The sequence below is a fragment of the Nostoc sp. genome, assembly GCF_036917415.1.
GTDB lineage: Bacteria > Cyanobacteriota > Cyanobacteriia > Cyanobacteriales > Nostocaceae > Nostoc.
In genome coordinates, this window is record NZ_JBALDJ010000116.1 from 74,148 (window position 1) to 91,953 (window position 17,806).

General features: G+C 42.9%; 19 protein-coding genes, 1 tRNA gene and 1 pseudogene. 7 read left to right on the forward strand and 14 right to left on the reverse strand.

The genetic code is table 11. The features are described from left to right. Positions 1-306 precede the first annotated feature (306 nt). From V7K41_RS27600 to V7K41_RS27610, 3 genes are all read left to right on the forward strand, one after another. Positions 307-717: a XisH family protein gene (locus V7K41_RS27600; RefSeq protein WP_334853408.1), complete on the forward strand. Its 411-nt coding sequence runs from the start codon at positions 307-309 to the stop codon at positions 715-717. A 56-nt stretch (positions 718-773) separates the two neighbouring features. Continuing rightward, a complete protein-coding gene (locus tag V7K41_RS27605) occupies positions 774-1,046 on the forward strand; it encodes a XisI protein (RefSeq protein ID WP_442943299.1) in 273 nt (90 codons plus the stop codon). 260 nt (positions 1,047-1,306) lie between these two features. Next, on the forward strand, positions 1,307-1,576 hold the full coding sequence (locus V7K41_RS27610; protein ID WP_334853412.1) for a DUF2281 domain-containing protein: 270 nt from the start codon (positions 1,307-1,309) through the stop codon (positions 1,574-1,576). 246 nt (positions 1,577-1,822) lie between these two features. Here the strand turns inward: V7K41_RS27610 and V7K41_RS27615 are convergent. Continuing rightward, positions 1,823-1,975 (reverse strand): annotated as a pseudogene (locus V7K41_RS27615) (RNA-guided endonuclease TnpB family protein); the annotation flags it as partial. Between the two features lie 113 nt (positions 1,976-2,088). Further along, the gene (locus V7K41_RS27620) at positions 2,089-2,487 is read right to left on the reverse strand and encodes a DUF433 domain-containing protein (protein ID WP_334853414.1); all 399 of its coding nucleotides are present in this window, start codon (positions 2,485-2,487) and stop codon (positions 2,089-2,091) included. A gap of 570 nt (positions 2,488-3,057) precedes the next feature. On the opposite strand from V7K41_RS27620, the gene V7K41_RS27625 reads away from it, so the two are divergent. Then, the gene (locus tag V7K41_RS27625) at positions 3,058-3,504 is read left to right on the forward strand and encodes a hypothetical protein (RefSeq protein WP_334853416.1); all 447 of its coding nucleotides are present in this window, start codon (positions 3,058-3,060) and stop codon (positions 3,502-3,504) included. A gap of 119 nt (positions 3,505-3,623) precedes the next feature. On the opposite strand, the gene V7K41_RS27630 is transcribed toward V7K41_RS27625, so the two are convergent. The 3 genes from V7K41_RS27630 to V7K41_RS27640 all read right to left on the reverse strand — a co-directional run bounded on the left by V7K41_RS27630 (position 3,624) and on the right by V7K41_RS27640 (position 4,784). Next, positions 3,624-3,824 carry a hypothetical protein gene (locus V7K41_RS27630; protein WP_334853418.1) on the reverse strand — a complete coding sequence of 67 codons (201 nt, stop codon included), beginning with the start codon at positions 3,822-3,824 and terminating at the stop codon, positions 3,624-3,626. A gap of 103 nt (positions 3,825-3,927) precedes the next feature. Continuing rightward, a complete protein-coding gene (locus V7K41_RS27635) occupies positions 3,928-4,230 on the reverse strand; it encodes a helix-turn-helix domain-containing protein (protein ID WP_334853420.1) in 303 nt (100 codons plus the stop codon). Beyond that, positions 4,227-4,784 (reverse strand): hypothetical protein, encoded by a 558-nt coding sequence (locus tag V7K41_RS27640; RefSeq protein ID WP_334853422.1) that lies wholly within the window; start codon positions 4,782-4,784, stop codon positions 4,227-4,229. Before V7K41_RS27640 ends, V7K41_RS27635 begins: the two co-directional genes overlap by 4 nt. Before the next feature lie 130 nt (positions 4,785-4,914). On the opposite strand from V7K41_RS27640, the gene V7K41_RS27645 reads away from it, so the two are divergent. Next, on the forward strand, positions 4,915-5,118 hold the full coding sequence (locus tag V7K41_RS27645; protein ID WP_334853423.1) for a ribbon-helix-helix domain-containing protein: 204 nt from the start codon (positions 4,915-4,917) through the stop codon (positions 5,116-5,118). A 470-nt stretch (positions 5,119-5,588) separates the two neighbouring features. On the opposite strand, the gene V7K41_RS27650 is transcribed toward V7K41_RS27645, so the two are convergent. Continuing rightward, a tRNA-Thr gene (locus tag V7K41_RS27650) sits at positions 5,589-5,660 on the reverse strand. A gap of 33 nt (positions 5,661-5,693) precedes the next feature. Between V7K41_RS27650 and V7K41_RS27655 the strand changes: the two genes are divergently transcribed. Next, the gene (locus V7K41_RS27655; protein ID WP_334853425.1) at positions 5,694-5,987 is read left to right on the forward strand and encodes a DUF3493 domain-containing protein; all 294 of its coding nucleotides are present in this window, start codon (positions 5,694-5,696) and stop codon (positions 5,985-5,987) included. A 344-nt stretch (positions 5,988-6,331) separates the two neighbouring features. Here V7K41_RS27655 and V7K41_RS27660 read toward each other — a convergent pair whose 3' ends face one another. Beyond that, positions 6,332-8,026, reverse strand: a complete 1,695-nt coding sequence (locus V7K41_RS27660) for a DUF1565 domain-containing protein (protein WP_334853427.1) — start codon at positions 8,024-8,026, stop codon at positions 6,332-6,334. 294 nt (positions 8,027-8,320) lie between these two features. Here V7K41_RS27660 and V7K41_RS27665 point away from each other — a divergent pair, with 294 nt between their 5' ends. Continuing rightward, positions 8,321-8,857, forward strand: a complete 537-nt coding sequence (locus V7K41_RS27665) for an alpha/beta hydrolase (protein ID WP_334853429.1) — start codon at positions 8,321-8,323, stop codon at positions 8,855-8,857. Here the strand turns inward: V7K41_RS27665 and V7K41_RS27670 are convergent. The 7 genes from V7K41_RS27670 to V7K41_RS27700 form a co-directional block, all read right to left on the reverse strand. Beyond that, a complete protein-coding gene (locus tag V7K41_RS27670) occupies positions 8,854-9,051 on the reverse strand; it encodes a hypothetical protein (protein WP_334853431.1) in 198 nt (65 codons plus the stop codon). The genes V7K41_RS27665 and V7K41_RS27670 overlap by 4 nt on opposite strands. A 245-nt stretch (positions 9,052-9,296) precedes the next feature. Beyond that, positions 9,297-9,917 carry a low-complexity tail membrane protein gene (locus V7K41_RS27675; RefSeq protein ID WP_334853433.1) on the reverse strand — a complete coding sequence of 207 codons (621 nt, stop codon included), beginning with the start codon at positions 9,915-9,917 and terminating at the stop codon, positions 9,297-9,299. 105 nt (positions 9,918-10,022) lie between these two features. Continuing rightward, positions 10,023-13,187 (reverse strand): translation initiation factor IF-2, encoded by a 3,165-nt coding sequence (infB, locus tag V7K41_RS27680; RefSeq protein ID WP_334853435.1) that lies wholly within the window; start codon positions 13,185-13,187, stop codon positions 10,023-10,025. Positions 13,188-13,668: 481 nt separating this feature from the next. Further along, on the reverse strand, positions 13,669-13,938 hold the full coding sequence (locus V7K41_RS27685; RefSeq protein ID WP_334853437.1) for a YlxR family protein: 270 nt from the start codon (positions 13,936-13,938) through the stop codon (positions 13,669-13,671). Between the two features lie 148 nt (positions 13,939-14,086). Next, positions 14,087-15,370, reverse strand: a complete 1,284-nt coding sequence (gene nusA, locus V7K41_RS27690) for a transcription termination factor NusA (RefSeq protein WP_334853439.1) — start codon at positions 15,368-15,370, stop codon at positions 14,087-14,089. Between the two features lie 161 nt (positions 15,371-15,531). Next, positions 15,532-15,993: a ribosome maturation factor RimP gene (gene rimP, locus V7K41_RS27695; protein WP_334853441.1), complete on the reverse strand. Its 462-nt coding sequence runs from the start codon at positions 15,991-15,993 to the stop codon at positions 15,532-15,534. A 272-nt stretch (positions 15,994-16,265) separates the two neighbouring features. Next, positions 16,266-17,714 carry a hypothetical protein gene (locus V7K41_RS27700; protein WP_334853443.1) on the reverse strand — a complete coding sequence of 483 codons (1,449 nt, stop codon included), beginning with the start codon at positions 17,712-17,714 and terminating at the stop codon, positions 16,266-16,268. Between the last annotated feature and the right edge of the window lie 92 nt (positions 17,715-17,806).

Below are 17,806 nucleotides of genomic sequence, written 5' to 3' on the forward strand. Positions count from 1 at the left end.
AGAAAAATTCAACACCAACACCCTAAATTCCAGAAAAGTGTAGGATTTCATCACAAATGATGTGTGTCTGACAATGAAAGAACCTCGTGGATGAGTGTTTTTTACTTGTGAACAGACAATATACTGATTTTGCGCCCAGTAGCGGCTTCAGGTACAAAGAGGATGCCTTGGCGTAGCCCAACCCAGCCATCGCTTGCATATCTTTGGGTATTACTACCAAACTAACCCTAAGTTTAAATACGGATTTAAGCGAATATTGTGTATTATCTACTTGAACCAGCCTAATATTTAAGATAGTTAATTAATATGGCAAAAGATAGATTTCATAATATTGTCAGAAATGCTTTAGAAAAAGACGACTGGAAAATTACGGCTGATCCTTATGAAATAAATGTGGATGATGTAGATTTTGAGATTGATTTAGCCGCAGAGCAACTTTTAGGGGCAGAGAGAGAAGGACGAAAAATAGCGGTAGAAATTAAAAGTTTTATTAGTCCATCGAATGTTTCCGAATTTCATACAGCCTTGGGGCAGTTTTTAAACTATCGGGATGCCCTAGATAAAATTGAACCAGAACGCCAACTTTATTTAGCTGTTCGCGTACCAATTTATGAAAGTTTTTTTCAACGGAAATTTATTACATCGGCAGTTGCAAAATATCAATTACGATTGATAATTTACGATGTACAAGAGGAGGTTATTCGTCAATGGCTGTAGAAAAATATCGGCAATATATTCGACATCTTCTTTGCGAACGGCAAAAGCAAGCTTCGATGCAAAGAAATGCCCAAGAGTATGAAGTGCAAACAATTTTCGATGAACAACAAGACCACTATCAATTACTTTATGTCGGTTGGCGGGGAAATAAACGCGATTTTGGCTGTATTCTACATCTCGATATTAAAGATGGGAAAATATGGATTCAACATGATGGTACTGAAGAAGGAATTGCCAATCGATTGGTAGAAATAGGAGTACCCAAGCAAGATATTATTTTGGCGTTTCACGAACCCTATATACGTCAGTTTACCGGGTTTGGCAGTTGAGCAATATTTCTAAGAAACCGCTTACGTTTACTTGTATTTAACCCAAAGCAAGAGGTAATTGTGCAATGGATACCTTAGACAATATACTGATTTTGCGGTAAGCGTTGGCGCAGCCTCTCGTAGAGAAGCTATGCCGTTAGGCTTATCGCCTTCCTCGTCGCAGACATCACTCCTACAAAATAGTGTGATTGCCGATCTTGTACCTTACAATCAAAATAATAAATAATATTAATCCTTCTAAATTCCAAAAAGAGTAATGTATGAATACCGAAACAGCCCTATGGAAAATCATAGAAAATTTGCCCAGTTCCCTGAAAATTGAACTTTTACATTATGCCAAATATTTAATCACTAAATCTTCAACACTTCCACAAGTCGAAGATGTAACCGTTTTAGAAACCAATACAGAAGAAACAGAAAATTGGCAATCTTTCTCTTTAAATAACTTAAATCAATGTTATGCAGAAGATGAACCAGAATATGCTATAGAATCAATTAAAGAATATAACCCTAATTATGAAATAAGATAATATCATACTAACTCCTATTCCTCAAGCAAATGGAGAAATAAAAAACCGTCCTACGCTGATTTTGAGATAAATGCCAAAATATCAAGACTTTTTGATATGTGGAATTAGTACACAATTAAAACAATATATTCCTAACTTTGATGAAATCATTTCACCTAATGATGATGATTTTCAATCCAGTGGTTTAGTTAGTCAATCTGTTATTAGATTAAGTTTTTTAGCTGTCATTACTCGTAACAGTATAATTGGCTCAATTGTTTCTGTGCGCTCAACAGACACACAGAATTGCACATAACAGCCATCGGCACGTTTGACCAACCTGACTCTTTTAATCTGGTCAAAGGAGTAGAAGTGGAGGTCACGAGTCCCTTTCAGCTTGAGTTTGCCAATCCTGTTCTTACTTTTGACTTTTGACTTTTGACTTTTGACTTCCCCGAAAGGGCTGACCAAGAGCAACTAGAGCCGTATGCAATGCTTTAATGGAGGTGTCTGCATCTAAATGCAGCAGGAGTTTAGACACCAGCAGTTTCAATCGCTTGTTCTGTAGCGATCGCTTCATCAATCTCGGTACGATGGGCAGTGTAAAAACCCAGTGCATCATTGATCTGAGCTTCGGTAATACCATACTGTTGGACAATTTGCTCGCAAGACCAGCCCCACTGATGAGCAGCAATCGCTAGAGTTTGCACTCGAATTCCTGTACCACTAACAACGGGAACTTTTTGGCCACTGTTTCCAATGCGATAGCTAATCAAGGGAAAGGAGGGGTCGTTCAGTTGATGGCGAAGGGAGGCAACTTTTTCTGTTACTGCCCACAAAATAAATTGATCGAGGGAAATTCCTTGGCTAGTTGCCCATTGCTCTATCTCTTGCTGTAGTTGAACAGGTAAATTGACCAAGTAGGAAGGCATTTGCTGAAGCTCAATGAATTAACTTTTTCATTACTTGCTTTATTCTAAGCGATCGCCCCGTAGCAGTTTTAATTTATCGTTTGTGATTTTGGCGATGCCTGGGTTGGGCTACTCCAACACATTTATAGATTTTGCGATCGCATTTGTTATTTCGGGGTACTCATTTGTTATTTTGGGGTATGCATTTGTTATTTCGGGGTACTCATTTGTTATTTCGGGGTACTCATTTGTTATTTCGGGGTACTCATTTGTTATTTCGGGGTACCCATTTGTTATTTTGGGGTATGCATTTGTTATTTTGTGGTACCCATTTGTTATTTTGGGGTACCCATTTGTTATTTCGGGATACCCATTTGTTATTTCGGGGTACGCATTTATTGATTTTGTGATTACTGTTGCTGATTGTACTTATTTTTAAACAACAAATCGATATGAAAAATGAGTAAAAACACAGGCAAACTCGTAATTATTTCGTTGAACTTTTAATGAAATAAATCCACAAAACTACCCATCTCAGGCAAAAGGATACTCCACTATGTTGAAAAAGGAATTATTAAAAAAGGATGTGTTATGTCTTTAAAAACTCGTGGTTCTGCTGCTGTTGACAAAGCCCAACTTCGTCTCGCCTTGCTTAAATCTATTGATGAAAATCTGGATTTAGGACATGGGTTAACTATTGAAGCCTACAACCACTTAATCAATACTACCCGTGCAATGGTAGAAGCTAATAATACGCTGGTGTCCAATCTGGAAGAATCGCGTAAAACAGTAACCCAGATGGATAAAGCCCTCTGTGAAATGTCTGAACGAATGCTAAGTGGAGTTGCAACTGTCTACGGCAGAAACAGTATAGAGTATTCCAAAGCTGGCGGCTCTAATCGAAAACGAAATAAACAATCTAGTTCAAAAGTTACTTCAGTTGTAACAGTTCTTACTACTCAACCTACTCAAGCTACTCAAGCTACAATTGCGAATGCGTCAACTAACGGTAATGGCACAACTCCATTGCTGCAATAATTTACCTGACTTGAAAATGGGAGTAGAGGCAAATACGGTTTGGTTAAGCAAATTTATCTGTTAAGGCAGGCAGGGGAAGCAAGAAAACTAATTTGTATCAAGAATTTCGTGAAATGGTATTACTTTAAAGCAGTCAAATCTTGTTGCTCTAAAACCACATTGAAAATTAGTGTAAAACTCACGTTGGGGATGAGTCGGCGCAAAACTTGTAAATGCGCTTCGGCATCGCTGCGGCGACGAAAACGAGCTACAACCTGATTCTGCATATTAGGTAAAAGCCGGACTATACACCAAGGACTGAGCTTTTCAAGATAAGTCATGAAATTCTCCTGTTAAAATCTGTAATTTCCAAGACAAAAGCCAGCCTACTGTGATGGTAGCTGGCAAGAAATATCATTTTGATATTGAAATTAGATTCAATTTCTACTCACTTTCGTCTAGAAAACACAGCTTCTGCAACAGTTCTTCGGGAATCTCTTCAAAGTGTTCCAGCAAAAAGTTCATCAGCGCCAGGTGACGTAAATCATTAGGCATGGGACGGCGGTAGTTTTTACCTCTAGCAAACCAGCGTCGAACCGTGGACAGGGAACGAGAGCAAATCTGAGCTATTTCTTCGTAGTTCACCTGCCACTTAGAGTAAAACTGCTTGGGAGTCATGCTTAGTTGACAATAACTGTAGAATTGCATCAAATCTTGCTCTCGTTGCTTGAGTGGATGAGGATTCATAACTTTGTCTCCTCGCTAATGGGTTCTAAATCTTCTTCCCAAGCAATATCGGCAGATGTCCAATCCGCACTGGGACTGTCTTTGCTCAACCAAATCAGGTAGCACCAACTCCAGCAGCAGCGATGAGAAGCAAAGCTATAAAATCGACCAATGACAATACCCCAGTCAGTATCGCTTTCAAGAGAGAGCCAACGCAAGCGATCGCCATATAAAAATCTGGGTGTCTTCGCTACATCAGGAAAGTTAGCGGGAAGCTCAATAGATGCGTCTGGGTATTTCAGGTTAATCAAACCTGGGACTATATCTTGGTGACTATGCCGGATGAGATTAAGATAATTGGCAATCAACTTACCCTTGATGCTGTGAGTTAACCCAGATATCAGAATTGCAGCTAGACTTTCTATTTCTTGCTGCTGGGGTTGTATCCAGGTGCTATCAAAGTCAGCGTCAGAGTAGTTGTTGAGCTTTGCTAGTAATTCTGTGATGCCGAAATCATCTAAAGCTTGTTGATAAGCTTTGTGTTGATCTGTTTTGTAGCTAACAGGCTTTAACATAGGAAATGTCTCCTGTGATAGGGGGGCCAAAAGCCAGCATCCGCCCTGAGAAAGTTGATGGCTGGCTTTTGACTTATCAGTAATTATACATAAAAACCAATTAAATTTATGTTAATTGCTGTGTTTTTATGTGATAAAGTTAGAAAAAAACAAAATCGCTTATGATGGTGATATGGGAAAAGTTACAGTAACTATTTACATGGAAGAAGAAGACAAAGAAGCCCTGCAACAATTGGCTGATGCAGAGGAGCGTTCTTTGTCTCAGATGGCGGTGTTAATTGTGAAACGAGCGATTAAACAAGCTCAGAATGACGGGAAAATTCCACCAAAATAATTAGTAATTCGTCTGGGAAGCGATACCTTCTCTACGTTCGCGCAGCGTGTCGCAGACAGACGCTACGCGTAGCTTGCTTCCCCAAAGGGGTACGGTAGGCTCCCCTTCTCTACGAGAGGCTGCGTCAACAGGACACTGCGCAAACGCCAACGCGCCGTACGTAATGGGTTTTGAAGATGCGAGTAACTGCTGTGTAATTTCTGGCAGTTGGTTAGGACAATGCTCATCTAGTTATAAGTTTGCCTTGATTTATAGCTGCAGCGATGTCTGCGACGGGCTTCGCCTACGCTCCCGAATTAGTAGTAAATACCTGAATTACTGGCACTGTCACATAATCACCATCATCAGTAATAATCTAGGTTTGATGACAATAATTTGTCACAACGACATCAATGTGTTACCGATCACAGATAATTAGTCACTGTACATGATTTGTGTCAAACTCTAATATTGAGGAATACTTTCATCAAAGCCGATGATGGGATTTGAACCCACGGCCTGCTGATTACGAATCAGCTGCTCTACCACTGAGCCACATCGGCGTACACAATCTAAAAGTATAACATGATTTAATCATGGTAGATCAAAATCCCAAAAATCGTCTTAATGCTGAACAATATGCCAGCCTGAAAGCAGAAATAGCTGCTCCTTATCGCGGCTTCCGACAATTTTTCTACATTGCTTTTGGTGCTTCTGGCTTACTCGGTGCATTCATCTTTTTCTTCCAAGTGCTTGCCGGACGCAATGTTGAGAATGCTTTGCCTAGTTTAGCTCTCCAAGTCGGAATAGTTGCTTTAATGGTTTTCCTCTGGCGGTGGGAACAGCGTCGGCAACAACGCCCCAATTCGGGTAAAAATCCTAATTCCTGAAGGGAGAAATCTTAGCTAGTTAATTTTTGACTACTTTCTTTTAATATATCTTTTCTTCAAATTTACTCATGCTTTTATGAAGATTAAAATATCTAGAAAGAAAAAATAAAAAAATTATTAGGAAATCCCAAAAAGCAAAAATTTCTGAGAAAATAGAAATCGTTGAAACGGGGTCAGCCAATATAAAGACCCTGACTATAAACCCAATCATATTCAAATGGGGTCAGCTATATTTAAAGACCCCAACTTTTATGATTAAAAACCCTAAAATTAAAAAACCACTATATTGGAAGCGCCAGACTGATAATTGTTAGTCTGGCGTTTCCAATTTGCTAACTAGACATTTACTGAACTGTTACCAAATAAGATGAAGGAATTGGTTGGGCACGTCCAGCATTGACGAGTGCCTGGTAAACAAAGGCAGCAACTTCGGCTCTAGTCGCTTCACGATTAGGATTGAGTTGCTTCGCTGTAGGATAGTTGATTACTAATTGCCGTGCAGTTGCGGCGGCAACAGGTGCGATCGCATAATTAGGAATCTGGGCAGCATCAGTGTAAAAGGAAAGGACATTCTGATTACTTGCAGTTAAGCCCAAACCATTAGCTAAAGCGACTAACGCCTGCACTCTAGGAATTTGCTGCTGTGGCTTAAAAGTGCCATCGGGATAGCCAGAAACAAATTGACTCTGGTAAGCAGATTGAATGGCAGCGTAAGCCCAGAAATTGCTTGCTACATCCTTAAATTGAATGCTTGCGCGTTTGGCTGCTGGTGTTAGGGCTTTAGTAACAATAGTGGCGAATTGAGCGCGGGTTACAGGTTCATTGGGTTTAAAACTGCCATCAGGAAAGCCAGCAATAATATTTTGGGAGGCTAAAGCTTGGATGTAGGTTTTTGCCCAGTAATTTGCTGGCACATCCTTAAAGGCAACAGGCCCTCCAGGGGGTACATCAACAGTTGCAGCAACGAAATTTACTGAGCCGAAAATCTTTTTCTGATCGATATCGTTGCCAACAGCGACAATTTGACCGGTTTTAGTGGCGTTGTTCACATCATAACGAGTGTTATTGCGAATAAGATTTCCACCAGGATTTTCGTTAGTGCCAAGGTCGGGTAGAGCATTACCAATTGCTACTACTCCATCCCGTTTATTGTTCTGAATAACATTCTTACGCAATATGGGCTTCGCTGACTCTGAGATATAAAGACCGTCTTGGTTTTGGACTATTTGGTTTTCCACAACTAGGGGTGTGGAACTGCCATTAATCGACAGACCAAAACCAGTATCCTGAAATAAGTTATTCCGAATTTCTCCTTGAGCAGTTCTAACAACTGAAATCCCATTGCCTTTGTTTTGCACAAACTGGTTACTTTCAATTTTGGGATTGCCTGTACCGGTTACAAAAACACCTTCTCTGACACTGTTAGTAAAAGTACTGTTTTTGATAGTCGGATTAGTTGACTCTACCCACACAGCTGTACCCCGGCTATTTGGGTTGGTGACGGTGACACCGGTAATCGTGGTATCTTGTTCGGCAAGGATGGTAATGTCCTGTCTGGCAAAGGTACGACTAGTGTAAAAGCCTCCACCTGTAATCAATATCGCCTGACCTTTATTAGCTTCATCACCCCGCAGTGTCACCCCTGGTTTAAGCAAAAGTGGGAAAGTTTCGCCACTTTCCTGGTTATAGTTACCAGGTGCTAATTGAATCACTGCACCTGCTTGGGCTTGACTGAGAGCGAAACTGATGCTTTTGTAGGGTGCTGCCGAGGTTGCACCAGCACCAGCCCTATCTGCACCAGTTGCTGGATTAACATAAATCGCTGCGGCAGTTGTAGGAGCTTGCGCTGTATGAGTTGGGGCGATATTTTCTGGATGAGTCGCACCAGCATTAACCTCACTAGGTAGTAGTATTGACCCACTAGAAACAACAAGTATTGCCGTTAGTCCGGCTCCCAAACGCAAAGTGTATCTGAGATGACTGCTGGAAAGAAGGCGAAAATTTTTCGCTAGAGAAATGTAAGAACCCCGATATTTCATTTTTTGAGTCTGTGATATGTCTGAATTACGGTATGTCGAACAAGGTTAAAGATAACAGCCTTGTAGCTGCTCTAAAACCCATGCAAAACTATACTGGATGATTAGCACTGATTCAGCTAAATTCCCTATATAGGTCACAGAACTTATACATTAGTTATATTGTGTTATTCAGAAAATTTTCTTAGGGGCACTATGGGGATAAGACGATTTTTAGTATTCCCTAAAGCTAGATGCTGCAACTAATTCTGCTGGAATATCATCACAAAAAAGCAAACCTATTGGAAATCAGGAGAAATGCATTTTAATTTTTTAGGGCTGCGTCGCGTCTTAGTTTTAGTAGGCATTATCTGTCTTCTGTTTTTGTCTACTCCTGCCTTTGCAGCAGAACGAGTAGTGCTGAAGTATGGTATCTTCCGTGAATCACTTTCTGTAGAGGAACTATCCACCTTTGCCCAAACAGGTGAACTCTCAGGTTCACTAAGAGTTAATTTAGCTTTGGCGCGACAAGACCCCAAAGCCATTCGTCAGTATTTAACAAAGCCTGTGAAGGTAAACCCTGTATTTTTAGATAAAGTACTAAATAGCCAGATTGGTAATATTATTTTGGATCGAGTTAGTCAAGTTATTTCTACACCGTCTCAAAGAGCAAATCGGCAAGCTTTACGAGCCGCTTTGGTACTTTCTGCGAATCAAGACGGGCAAGTGTCGCTGATTGAGATTATTAAGAATTATCCCACAAATGAAGTGGAAGTTGATGGCGATCGCTTGCAGGGTGCATACCGTCAACTCCGCCGCTTGCAAACAAGCTTACAAGATTTATTAGGTTTTTAGTAAGCTAAAGTTTCTAAAGTTTCTCGTAAATACCGCTGTACCTGCTGTTCCAAGTAAATTCCATGCAATTGAGCACCGCGTTCTAGTTGCCAACGTTGAAAACCTGAACTAGTGGAAATCGCACATTTGAGGCTATACCAAATTTCAGTATCGGCAGAAAATTGGCGATCGCTAGAAGCTGGAATTTGAGCCATAGTTCCTTATTCCTTTAATTTAAACTTCAACGGTAACTGGACAATAGACATTGGGCATTGGTTATTTATTCTTCTCTGCTCCTCTGCCCCCTGCCTCCCCTGCTCTTTTCTCTAGCCCTTTAAAGTTAAATACAGCAGAATTCAAAATTTAGAATTCAGGAGTAAACACGCTTTATATCTGGGTAAGAGACTTAGCTCGTGTATCTTACCAACTTGAAATCCGCTGTAATCTACTTTAGAGGCTACTATGAATCTGTATTTATCCTAAACAAGGATTGCAATAATCGGGGCACGATTTGATTAACCCGCACTCCTAAAATAGTGAAATCTTGCTTAATCTTTTCTAAAGATAATGGCTCAATGCCAGCAAATTCTGTCTCATTAATCACCAAAACTCGCATTACACTCACAGGTATTTGTAAAAATAGATTGCTGCCTAAAAAGGCTAATCCCGCAAGCACGAGTGCAAGGCTACGCCATTGTGGAAGAAATTTAGCTGAATTTGCTACTAATGGGGCAATTTGGTAAAGATTCCACAATATCCAAACCGACAATATTGCTGCAACTAATGCCAGGATACGATTTAACTTTGTATTAATTAAACAGAGAATTTTTCGCTGCCGTTCAGTCAGATTTTCTGGCTTTAGGGCTATTCCTAAAAGAGCAAATATATAAAAGGGGCGACGCAACTGCATCCATAGCAGGGGGAGAACACCAATGGCGGCCACTAAAAATAGCTCCATCCAGACTGGTAAAAATGGCTCGCCTACAGACAAGAACAATAAGCAGAGTACTAAAAAAACAGGCAACGTCGCTAATCCAGCGACGTGAATCCACAAAATAGGTTCAGAGCGAAATGAATGCATATTATAGAAAGTTGTGAGTTAAGAGTTAGGAGTTAGCAATTAGCAGCCTTTAACTCCTAACTCCTAATTTATCACTCCTAACTTCTAACCATTTTACCCTCAACACTATCTCGTTAAGGTGAGAGTGCGCCGCTTTGTAACCATTTGATAGGCTTCGATGATGTCACCTTCAACCCAATCATTGAATTTATCCATGCCGACACCGCATTCATAGCCGGCGTTGACCTCGCGAGTATCTTCTTTCATCCGTTTTAGGGAGTCAAGGACGCCTTCATAGATCACCTTACCGCCACGTCGCACCCTGACCTTGCAGTTGCGAACTAGCTTGCCAGATTGAACGTAGCAACCGGCAACCGCACCACGACCGACTGGGAAGACGGCACGGACTTCGGTTTGACCCAAGGGTTCTTCCACCAACTCTGGTTCCAAAAGACCTTCCAAGGCATCTTGGATATCTTCTAGGAGTTTGTAGATGACGTTATATTCCCGGACATCGACACCTGCTTCATCGGCGGCTTGTCTAGCGCCACTGGCAAAGGTGGTGTTGAAACCGATAATTACAGCGTTACTAGCAGCGGCTAAATCGATATCTGTCTCGGTGATTTCCCCAGCCGTAGCCAACAGCATCCGAATTTGGACTTCGTTTTGCGGGATTTGCTTGAGCGCTCCCACGATGGCTTCCACCGAACCTTGTACGTCTCCTTTCAAGATCAAGTTGAGTTCTTTCAACTCGCCTTCTTGTGCTTGAGCCGACAGGGTTGTGAGGGTAACACGTCCTTGTAATAGGCGGGATAGGCGTTGTCTGTCTGCGCGATCGCTAGCGAGTGCTCTGGCTTCTTTTTCGTTCTGGAAGACCTCGAACTCGTCGCCGGCTGCTGGCACATCACTTAAACCTAGTACCTCGACAGCAAAGGAAGGAGAAGCAATGTCTACTCTCTTACCTCTGTCATCCACCATCGCCCGGACTTTACCGAAGGCCGAGCCAGCTACTAAGATATCTCCCACATGCAGGGTGCCATTCTGAATTAGCAGGGTAGCAACTGCTCCCTTAGCTTTATCCAGATGTGCTTCAATGACAGTTCCTTTGGCGGTGCGATCTGGGTTGGCAGATAGTTCTGCAACCTCTGCTACTAGCAGAATCATCTCTAAGAGTGTATCCAGATTTTCACCTCTAATGGCACTCACCGGAACCATGATTGTCTCACCGCCCCAGTCTTCTGATGTCAGACCATACTGGGTCAGTTCTTGTTTAACCCGCTCTGGCTGTGCCCCTTCTTTGTCAATTTTGTTGATTGCAACAACAATTGGCACTCCCGCGGCTTGGGCGTGGCTAATGGCTTCAATGGTTTGGGGACGGACACCATCATCAGCAGCCACTACTAAGACGGCAATGTCTGTTACCCGCGCTCCTCGTGCCCGCATAGCTGTAAAGGCTTCGTGACCAGGAGTATCCAGGAAGACTATCTGCTGTGGTTTGCCCTCATGTTCCACATCCACATGGTATGCACCGATGTGTTGAGTGATCCCGCCGGCTTCGCCAGCAGCCACTTTGGTTTTGCGGATTGAGTCGAGTAGGGTTGTTTTACCGTGGTCGACGTGACCCATAATTGTCACCACTGGTGGACGGCGGTGGAGATATTCTAGGTCTTCTGCGCCGACCATTTCCGTAATTTTCCGAGCTTCTGCTTCTCGCTCGGCGGTTTCGACTTCTATTTCTAGTTCTTTTCCTACCAGGGTAATTGTGGGAATATCCAGATTTTGGGTGATACTCACCGCCATGCCTTTAAGGAACAGGATTTTCACAATCTCTGTATCGGGAACAGCTAAAACGTCAGCTAGTTCTTGCACAGTCAACGGCCCTGTGATCGTCACTTTTTCGGGGCGATCGCGCTTTGTCTCGGCTTCTTGGCGACGATTTTGGTGATGGTCGCGCCCAGAACCAGACTTGGAACCAGACCTGGAACCAGACTTTCTGGCTCTTGCGGTTGGGGCGCTAGCAAGGGTTGCACCTGGTATCTGTACAGGTCGAGTCGCTTTCGGTTTGGGAGGACGAGCGATAGAAAGACTGACTTGGACTGTGGCTGGTGAGTCGATATCGTCATCATCCAGCAAATCTTCTTCAAACTCATCATCAAGTATGGGTTTGATTCGCTTGCCTTTGACGCCAGCTTTTGCCTTCTCTTTAACCTCGTCAATTATTTCCTCTTCTACCCACTTTTTGCCGCCTTTGGTCGGTCGAGGCGGACTTGGCCGTTTCAAATCGAGGAGATCCGGTGTGACTGGTTCATCACCCAATCCTTGAGATTTACCCGCTATACCTGACATCTGTCTGGGTGGAGTAGCGATCGGCATTGCGGCTGCTACTGCTTCACCTGGACGTGCTGGTCTGGGTCTTTGTCCCTCTCCCAGTTGTGATGGTGCAGATGGTCTATTGCCTCTCTGCTCTGGTCTGCTGGGTGCAGGGGTAGGACGACTTGTTCTTTGTGGTGCAGATGGTGGAGACTGGTCTGTTGGCAGTTTAGCGACTCTTGGCTTAATTTGCTCGCGATCGCCTTCTGCGGGTCGTTGCCGTTGGTCGCGTTTAAGGATCGGTTTATCTGCCTGAGATCCGGTTAGCTCGTCTGCCACCTGGGCTTCTTCCGCCGCAGGTCTGGCTGGAGGAGTAACTAGTTGTGGTTTGATCGGTTTTTCCGATTTTGGTCTGGGTGGAACTATTTTTTCCGGTTTTTGGGATGCTATTTTTTCCTGTGCCGGATTTGGATTAGGCGTTTGTTCCAAGTCAGCGATCGGAGGTTGCTCTTGAGTCTCAGATTGAGTCCGGGGTACAGGTCTAGTTGGTACCGTCGGCTTCAGGGGTGAAACTGGTGTAGCGAAAGGCCGTGGCGGAGAGGGAGGATTAGCTTCAGACAAGGCAGCTTGGGTATTGTTAGCAAGTGACGCCTCTGGGGCGTTGGAGGTAGTATTTCTCAATATTTTGGGTTTGCGTATTTCCAAAATTTGCTGTTTGTGGGGTGCAGCAGGTCGCGAAGGTCCGCCGTTGGGTGGTGAATTTGGCTTATGGCTGGTTGTACCTAGTTCCTTTTTGGCTGACACATTCGTAGCTGCTAGCTTTTCTGCTGCCGCCCGGATGCTTTCTGCCTCGGATTCTGAAATCGTGCTGCTATGGCTTTTGACCGCAATATCGAGCTGGTCGCAAATTGCTAGTAGCTCTTTGTTATCCAAATTCAATTCCTTTGATAATTCATAGATTCTAACTTTGCCGTTGTTCATCCACTCTTCCCCTTTAATTTACAGTTTTAGCGGATGGTTGCCTGGGAGTGCGACATCTCCATCCTTGGATTACTGTTTTTAGGTTGCCGTTCAGTTTTTGCCGGTGCCTCCAATCAGGAAAGAGAGATGTTTCGGTTTAATAATGGCATCCCCACCAGGAATGATGGTTGAGGGATACCCATAAAAATTTCTTAAATAAAAGATTTTTATAGGAACCCTTGACGCCGAACTGCGCCTGAGCGCTACCAGGTTGCCATTTTGTAGTTTCTTGTTTTGTTGATTCTGAGTCTTCCACAATACAAACGATTACATTTTGTTCTGGGAATGTTGCCTCGCCCCTCGTTATTGGAGAGCCGAATGCCTTTTACACCCATTTACTATTTTGGCACTAACCTTAACGATCGACAGGGAGTGTGATGAAAGCGCGACTTCGGCTTTCGACACAATTCCTGTTAATGATTACGTCACAAAGTTGTTCCAACTAAATTTGGTTTTGGGTATTACTGCGGGTTAGACGTTGCGACAAGCTTTGGTACAGTGCTTCTGGCACTGATGCATGTAGCGATCGCCCTAGTCGATTTTTTTTTTGAGCCGCTTGTAAGCAACTCGTTTCTGGACAAATATAGGCAGAACGCCCCATGCCCCGATCTAATTGTACCTTTCCCGATGGAAAGACGCGGACAATCCGCCAAAACTCATCTTTTGAGCCTACTTTACGGCAACTAATACAGCGCCGATAATTTGGTTTCATCGGTTCTCTGCGATCTCAGTCCAGGATTTTGATGTCAAAAGAAGTTTTTTATTACTATTTTTTACTTATACCAAGTAGCTTTTGAGAAAATAACCCTTGAGACTGAGACTACAATCTTACAGTATCAAAACTTTACAAAATTAAGCAATTATTCATCATTGTTATTGTCAAAACTATCTTCCTCTTCTAATTCGTTCTGATTTTCATCCTCGAATTCTTCTTCATATTCCAGGTCGTCTTCTAATTCCTCTGATTGATATTTTGTTCTGACAGCTGCAAATTTGGTATCCTCTGCTGCATAGTCATACTTAACTTTGTCTTTAATGTCTATTTTCCAACCAGTTAGACGGGCTGCCAAACGGACGTTTTGTCCTTCTTTCCCAATAGCTAAACTCAATTGATCTTCAGCTACAAGTACGTGAGTTTGCCGCGATTCTGGGTCCATCAAGCGTACTTCATCTACCCGTGCTGGACTTAAGGCATTAGCAATGTATGTTGCTGGGTCTGGCGACCAGCGAATTACATCTATTTTTTCACCGCGTAATTCGTTGACTACCACTTGAATTCGCGATCCCCTAGCTCCAATACAAGCGCCTACTGGGTCTACATCGCGATCGAGAGTATCTACTGCTATTTTAGTTCGGGGGCCGACATAGCGGGAAGGGGGGTTTGCCTCCCTAGCTACGGCAACAATCCGTACAACTTCATCTTCAATTTCTGGGACTTCGTTGGCGAAAAGATAAACTACCAAACCAGCATCAGCACGAGACACAAGCAACTGTGGGCCTCGTTGCTGACCTTGGGAGACTTTTTTCAGATATACCTTGAAGGTGGCATTCGCTCGATAATTATCGTTGGGCAACTGTTCCCGCTTCGGTAATTCGGCTTCTACTTCTGGCTGACCAAAGCCGCTGCTAACTGCTAAAACCACTGATTGCCGTTCAAACCGCAGGACTCTTGCTTGGAGAACAGTTCCTTCTAAATCTTGGAACTCTTCTTGCACCATCTGGCGCTGTTGATCCCGTAATTTTTGTGCCAATACTTGCTTAGTTTGCATCGCCGCCATCCGACCAAATTCTCCTTGGTCGGGGGTAACATCCAGTACCACAGAGTCCCCTAACTGTGCTTCAGGAGCGACTTGTTGAACTTCATCTAGGGAAATTTGGTGGTCTGTATTATCTACTTCTTCAACAATGGTTTTGGTGGAAAGAACGCGAAATCCTTCTCCTTCGATATCGAGTTCAACTTCAAAATTTTCAAAATAATCTTCGTCAAACTGTTTGCGCTCTAGATTTTGGGCGCGGCGATAACGTTCATAGCCTTTGAGTAGTGCTTCTCTAATAGCTGATTGAACTGCAAGCCGGGGTAAATTCCGTTCGCGACTTATACTTTCAATTAATTCCTTTAATCCAGGTAAAGTAACCATTGACATAAGCAATCTCCTTTAAAAATTAGGAACTAGAGACTGGGCATTGGGCATTGGGCATCGGGTGCAAAGGGAAAGACTTGCAGTAACTTCCCTCTGCTCCTCTGCTCCTCTGCTCCTGTGCCCCTCCAATCCCTAGTCCCTAGCCTCTAGCCTTAGTAACTTGTTTATCGGCGCTCCTCTAACTGCACCTTAGTTATTAGGGAGCGGGGAATTTCGACTACACGACCTTTTTGATTTAAGTAAAGTGCTGTCTCATCCCGACGAATCAACTGACCAATCCATTCTTGTTGTCCGTCGTAGGGTGGCGAAGTGGAGATGATGACAGGAAATCCTTTAAAGGAAATAAACTCCCTGTCTGTTACCAGTTGCCGCGAAATACCAGGACTAGACACTTCCAAGACGTATGTATCTGGAACGATCTCCGTAGCATCTAAGGAGGCTTCTAAAGCACGGCTCATCCTCTCACAATCGTTCAACCCAGTGTCTTGCTCAGGATTGCGAATGTCTACCCGCAACACTGGTGGACTTTGGTTGGTGTGAAAAACCACGCTAACCACCTCCAATCCCAGTTCTTCTGCCACTGGTGTCGCCAAATCAATAATTTGTGGAACTAAAGGATGAACCATGAGAGAATTCAACAAAAAAAGTGGGCATCGACCCACTTCCTGCGATAGGTATATCTTCCAAGAAGTCTTGTGACGAACCAAATTATGATTCGCCTAATTCGAGTTTAGCGCATTTCTTTTATAGTCGTGCATTGGGCATTGGGCATTGGGCACAAGAGGCAGAGGTGCACAGGGCATAAAAGCAGAGGAGCAAGGGAGACAAGGTGACAAGAGGTGAGAACTTGTAACAAGTTTTTCCCCTTGTCCCCAATTCTCCTTGTCCTCTGCTCTCTCTACCCTTCCCGTCTTTTTGGGAAAATAGCGCCTTTATCCACTACTGCGGGAACTAATACTTGTGTTCTTAACTGCCGGGTTTGCTCGATAATTTGGTCTATGTCTTCTTGGGATAAACGCTGGACATAGTTGAGTTTGATTTCCTCTAAGAAGTCAAAAAGTAAACTCTGAATTTCTGAGAGTATATGTTTTTCCTTGATTTGAGATCCCAAGACCTTGGTGAAGCTTTCTAGTAATTGACTGGTGAGTTTTGCTCCTACAGGGTCTTCAACAGCGCTAACTAAAGTTTTGTAAAGATTAGTTGTGATTTGAGTCGCCAGTTGTTCGCTTAACTGAGTTTGGGCGTGTTCCACACCAGGGAGATTCTGGAGGTTACGATAGATGGGGACTTGATGGAAGACGGTTTCGATGTTGTGGCGCAGAATGGCAACGATCGCAGGTTGAATATCGGGTAGCACTTGGTAGACAATTGTTTTTACCAAAAGACCTGCGATCGCTTCCAGTTCATTCACATTATTAATATCTATGTAGGGACGTAAATTTTCTTGTTGCGAGAGCCAGCTTGTTAACTCACCCCGCTGAATTGAACCCTGAACCTGATTAATCACCCTCACTACTACAATTTCTGTGAGTTCTTCGGCAAAATTGGCGACAATCCCCTGATTAATTTGCTTTCGCACTGGATGCAGATTCAATAACCGCGCTTGATCGAGGCGAATTAATACAGGTATGATTCGCAACCCTCGCCAAAATGGGATCAGTAAAAATAAATCGTACCAACGCCACAATACTGCTTCTAACCAGCTAAAACCAGGATGTTGGCGTCTGAGCAAAAAGGTACGCCCTAGCAATTCTACGCCAAATAAAATCACAAAGGGTAAGTCAATAATCCAGAATTTATCAATAAAATCCCCATTTTCCCCGATTTGGCGGTAGTAGTTACTCGCGATCAAAGGGCGGATGCTCTTGTTAAAAAAATTCATTTCTTCAAGCCAGCCATTTTGTGATAAATATGGCTGACTCCAAAAAGTAGCGAAGGACTGTTTTGCAGATTCTTTGCGGATGTGCGATCGCATCCTTCTTTTGATTTTTTCCAGAGTCCCACTCTTATTCACTCCTGCAAACGGGTTACTGTCAATCATCTCGCTGCTCAGACCCCTTATTTCCTCTAGTCTGTTATTTACCTGAGGCGACTGTAACCCTGTTTGTCTGACTTGTTTTTCTAATGCATCTACTGTTTTCAGATAGTTTTCTGTGTCTCGATGGAGTTCAATACCTTTTATTGGGTCATAAATCTTGGTAATTTGGGGAAGTTTTCGCAAGTAGAAATCTCGCCAGGGTACGTAACTTAAATCAAACAAAACTAAACTTAAATTTACGGTGGCAGCAATTGCCATAAATTTTTCAAACCAAAGATTACGCTGCTTAGAAGATTTTATATTTTTCATTTTCTGTAATATATGATACTTATTTAGGTGTTTAAAACATAAACTCTTTCATTTAGGGAACTCCAAGAAATAAATTATCCAATTTCACGCCC